The organism is Streptomyces sp. NRRL S-495 (assembly GCF_000966955.1).
Classification (GTDB): Bacteria; Actinomycetota; Actinomycetes; order Streptomycetales; family Streptomycetaceae; genus Kitasatospora; species Kitasatospora purpeofusca.
In genome coordinates this window covers 1-3,784 of sequence record NZ_JZWY01000733.1, presented here as the reverse complement: position 1 = coordinate 3,784, position 3,784 = coordinate 1, and the positions used below count along the sequence as shown (strand labels likewise).

The 3,784-nt window shown below is 72.6% G+C and carries 5 protein-coding genes; 2 read left to right on the top strand and 3 right to left on the bottom strand.

What is annotated here, in order from left to right:
• Positions 1-91: 91 nt before the first annotated feature.
• A complete protein-coding gene (locus tag VR45_RS32160; RefSeq protein ID WP_159394427.1) occupies positions 92-853 on the top strand; it encodes a DUF6215 domain-containing protein in 762 nt (253 codons plus the stop codon).
• Positions 854-892: 39 nt separating this feature from the next.
• On the opposite strand, the gene VR45_RS32155 is transcribed toward VR45_RS32160, so the two are convergent.
• Positions 893-1,750 carry an S-methyl-5'-thioadenosine phosphorylase gene (locus VR45_RS32155; protein ID WP_045943410.1) on the bottom strand — a complete coding sequence of 286 codons (858 nt, stop codon included), beginning with the start codon at positions 1,748-1,750 and terminating at the stop codon, positions 893-895.
• Between the two features lie 143 nt (positions 1,751-1,893).
• On the opposite strand from VR45_RS32155, the gene VR45_RS42875 reads away from it, so the two are divergent.
• Complete coding sequence (locus VR45_RS42875) at positions 1,894-2,802, top strand: DUF4231 domain-containing protein (protein WP_052709534.1); 909 nt, start codon at positions 1,894-1,896, stop codon at positions 2,800-2,802.
• A gap of 55 nt (positions 2,803-2,857) precedes the next feature.
• On the opposite strand, the gene VR45_RS32145 is transcribed toward VR45_RS42875, so the two are convergent.
• Positions 2,858-3,298: a hypothetical protein gene (locus VR45_RS32145; RefSeq protein ID WP_045943409.1), complete on the bottom strand. Its 441-nt coding sequence runs from the start codon at positions 3,296-3,298 to the stop codon at positions 2,858-2,860.
• Positions 3,299-3,407: 109 nt separating this feature from the next.
• Positions 3,408-3,784 (bottom strand): hypothetical protein (locus VR45_RS32140; protein WP_045943408.1); only part of this gene is annotated, 377 nt, incomplete at its 5' end.

The following is a 3,784-nucleotide window of genomic DNA, read 5'->3' as shown; positions in this document are numbered from 1 at the left end:
CCACAGGGGCGGCCCGGTGACCAGCGGCGTCGTGCGTTCCCCAAGGTCCGCGAGGAGACATGGTGCCGGGGCGGCACGGTACAGTCCGCGCGTGAATGATCATGATGTGCGCAGCAGACCCGAGCCGCCCGACGTGCCCGACGAAGCCGACGTGCCCGACGAAATATCCCCGCGCCCGCGGGCGCAGGTCGTCCGGAGCGGTGGCCGCCGGGCGTCGACCGGCGTGGTGCTGCTACTGGTGCTGCTGGTGGCCGGTGCCGTGGTGGCTGTGCTCGACGAGCGACGCGCCATGGACGCGGACACGGACGGAAACGGAAACGCGAGGTGCGCACCGCCGCAGTCCGATGACGCACCCGGGTACCCCGCGCTGTGCGCCGCACTGAACCGCCCCGACCTGCCGGACCTCGCCGGCGTCCCCGGCGGGCACGTGTCCCTCGCGGGGTCCCACCTGGTCCTGCGGCTGGACGGCGACGGGAAGGAGCCGCCCGTCGCCACCGCGCAGGTGCAGATCGGAAGCGTCCAGGTGAGCGTGACCGATCACCCGGACCTGGCGCCCAAGGACTTCCTGATCTTCTCCGACCTGCCGCGCGCCCAGACGCCGGTGCTGGGGCACCCCGTCACCGCCTACCGGATGCGCACCATCGGCGAGGCCGGGGCGACCGGCACCCCGGGGCCCGGCGGCTACAGCCGCCACCTCGTCGTGGCCAAGGGTGCCGACGGGAGCGGCGGTTCGTTCGACCTGTCGTACTGGCGGCGGGACGCCACGACCGAGGACGACACGGCCCTGCGCCGGATCGCGGAGGCGGTACTGCCGACCCTCCAGGGCTGGGCGGCGACGCCCTCGGGCACCTGACGGGACCCGCCGGGTGGGACACGCACCGGGTCAGTCCCCCTACAGGCCGGGGAGGTTGGGCGTGAAACCGTCGAGAACACGGGGGCAGGCGCAGGACCGGTCCTCGGGGAGGGCGGCCAGGGCGGCGAACAGGACGGTGCGGAGGCGGTCGACGTTGCGGCCGAAGACCTCCAGCACCTCGGCGTGGGTGACACCCTCGCCGCTCCCGACGCCCGCGTCCAGGTCGGTGACCAGGTTCAGCGAGGTGTAGCAGAGGGCGAGTTCGCGGGCGAGCACGGCCTCCGGGTGGCCGGTCATGCCGACCGTGGACCAGCCGTTGGCGGTGAACCACTGGGACTCGGCGCGGCTGGAGAAGCGCGGACCCTCGATCACCACCAGGGTGCCGCCGTCCACCGGCTCCCAGCCGGCGCCCCGGGACGCGGCCAGCACGGCGGCGCGGCCCGCCGGGCAGTACGGGTCCGCCATCGGCGCGTGCACCACGCCCGGCAGGGAGCCGTCGGGCAGCGGCTCGCCGTCGTAGAAGGTCTGCGCCCGGGCGGCGGTGCGGTCGACGAACTGGTCCGGGACGACGAGCGTGCCCGGCCCGTACTCCGGCCGCAACCCGCCCACCGCGCACGGGCCCAGCACCTGCCGCACCCCGAGCGAGTGCAGCGCCCACAGGTTGGCCCGGTAGTTGATCCGGTGCGGCGGAATCGCGTGCGCCCGCCCGTGCCGGGGCAGGAACGCCACCCGCCGGCCACCCACCTCACCGAGGAACACCGAGTCGCTGGGCGGCCCGTACGGCGTGTCGACGGCCACCTCGACGACCTCGTCGAGCAGCGCGTACAGCCCCGAGCCGCCTATGACGCCGAGCTCTGCCCGCGCCTCGGCCGACCCGGTCGCCCGATCATCCGTCATATCGGCAATCTCCCCACGAAGTTCCTCCACCGGCAGCCAGCCTATGACCCCTGTTCGTGCCGCGATCCACCGGCTTCTCCTGCCGGAAGCAGCCGACGCCGCTATGGTGGCGGACCGACCGCCTATCCCATCCGAGGAGCACCATGGCCACTCCTCCGCACGAAGCGTTCACCTGGCACCAACTACCGCCCTTCTTCCTGGACGCCGACGCGGAGTCCATTCGGTCCAAGCGGCGCTATTTCGGGCAGTTGCGCCTGAATCTCCTCCTCCTCTTCCTCGCGGCGGCTGCCGGCGTGGTCAGCCTCCGCACCGACGGCAGCGGGATCGACTGGGCGGGCTTCGTCGCCGCGCTCGCCTTCATCTCGTCGATCCTGCTTCGGCTCTACATCGTCGAGCAACGTGACGAACGCCGCTGGTACGAGTGCCGGGCCGCCGCCGAGTCGTGCAAGACGCTTGCCTGGCGGTACGCGGTCTGCGGCGATCCGTTCCCCGAATCCATGTCGGCCGACGAGGCGCGGCGCCTGTTCATCGCCCGGCTGCGTGAGATCAGCCTCGACCTGGACGTCGTGGACGTATCGTTCGGGCTCGACATCAACGAGGCGATGGAACGTTGCCGGGCCGCCGACAGGAGCACCCGGATCGAGACCTACCGGACCTACCGCCTCGCCGAACAGGTGGAGTGGTACGCGCGGATGGCCAAGTTGCGGGACCGGCAGTCCCGAATCTGGCGGCGGCTGGCACTGCTCGGAGAGATGATCGGCATCGTGGCGGGCGTACTGAAGGCGTACAACGTACTCGCCATCGACCTCCTCGGGGTGGTGAGCGCCGGGGTCGCGGGGGTCACCGCGTGGGCGCAGGCCCAGCGCCTCGAAACCGAGGCCTCCGCCTACAGCCTCACCGCGAGGGAGATCCGGCACATCCTCTCCGTCACGGACTCCGGTGCCGACGCGGAGGCTTGGGGAACCTTCGTCGATCAGGCGGAAGCCGCGATATCCCGTGAGCACACGATGTGGGCTTCCGGGCGCAGCGGAAAGATCGGACTGGCAGGGTAGGCCGGGCGCCCGCTCGGGGCACCCGAAGACCTCTCCGCCCCTGGCCCGGCGGTGCTTACGAGGGGCTCCGCCACGATCCGGGTTCCACGGCGCCCATGACCGCTCCGGCCGCGGTGTAGAGGACGAGCATGACGGCGTCGTCCGCCGGACCGGCCCACGCCAGGTAGGCGTTGACGATGGCACGCGTTGTCGCGTCGTCGGCGTGCGGGAGGTCAGTGGCGATGTAGCTGTTGCGGTGGTCCCCCTGGGGCGCGGACCTGGCGACCCCGGTGACGTGGCCGACCGCCGCGCGCTGCTCCGACGTCCCGCGTTCATGCACGAACCGGATGAACTCCGAGGCCCCGACCCCGGCCTCGGCACCGCTCACCGATGGCATCGCCGTCGGCGCGAAGGCTGATTGACGGGTGGTCACGGCCTCGTCGGTGGGCCCGCAGGAGGTGAGAAGCAGGCCGCCGGCGATGGTTGCCGTGGCGAGCGTGGCCGTCGCGCGATTCAACGAGTCTCCCGGATGGGGTGGGGCGGCCCTCGCTCCGTCCATGGCGCGGGGCCCGGTTGCGGTCGTACCCGAAATGTAGTCGGCCCTGTCGCTCCGGTTGCCGCCGGGATCACAGCCCCGGGGTGCGGTGCATGGAGATCAGGAGGCGCCAGGTGCGGGCGGCGAGGTCGTCGGGGGTGGCTTCGACGGAGCCGTGGAGCCAGTCGGCGAGGAGGGCGGTGAAGGCGCCGGCCACCATGGAGGCGACCAGTTCGGGTTGCGGGGCGCCGGCGAGGGTGCGTTCGGTGCGGCTGCGTTCGCGGAGTTCGCGGTGGAGGACCTGGCCGAGGGGGCCGCCGCCGCCCGGGGTGAGCAGGGAGCGGTAGAGGTCGGCGTACGGGAGCAGGGCGGCGAGGAAGGCGGCCAGGGCGGGCGGCGGGGTGGCGGGGTCGGGGATGCCGCGCCAGGCGTGCAGGGCGTCGACGGCCTCGCGGACCACGTCGGCGC

Excerpts from the sequence above, each read along its gene's own strand:
- VR45_RS32155 (WP_045943410.1), bottom strand. The coding sequence starts at position 1,750 with ATGACGGATGATCGGGCGACCGGGTCGGCCGAGGCGCGGGCAGAGCTC.
- VR45_RS42875 (WP_052709534.1), top strand. The coding sequence starts at position 1,894 with ATGGCCACTCCTCCGCACGAAGCGTTCACCTGGCACCAACTACCGCCC.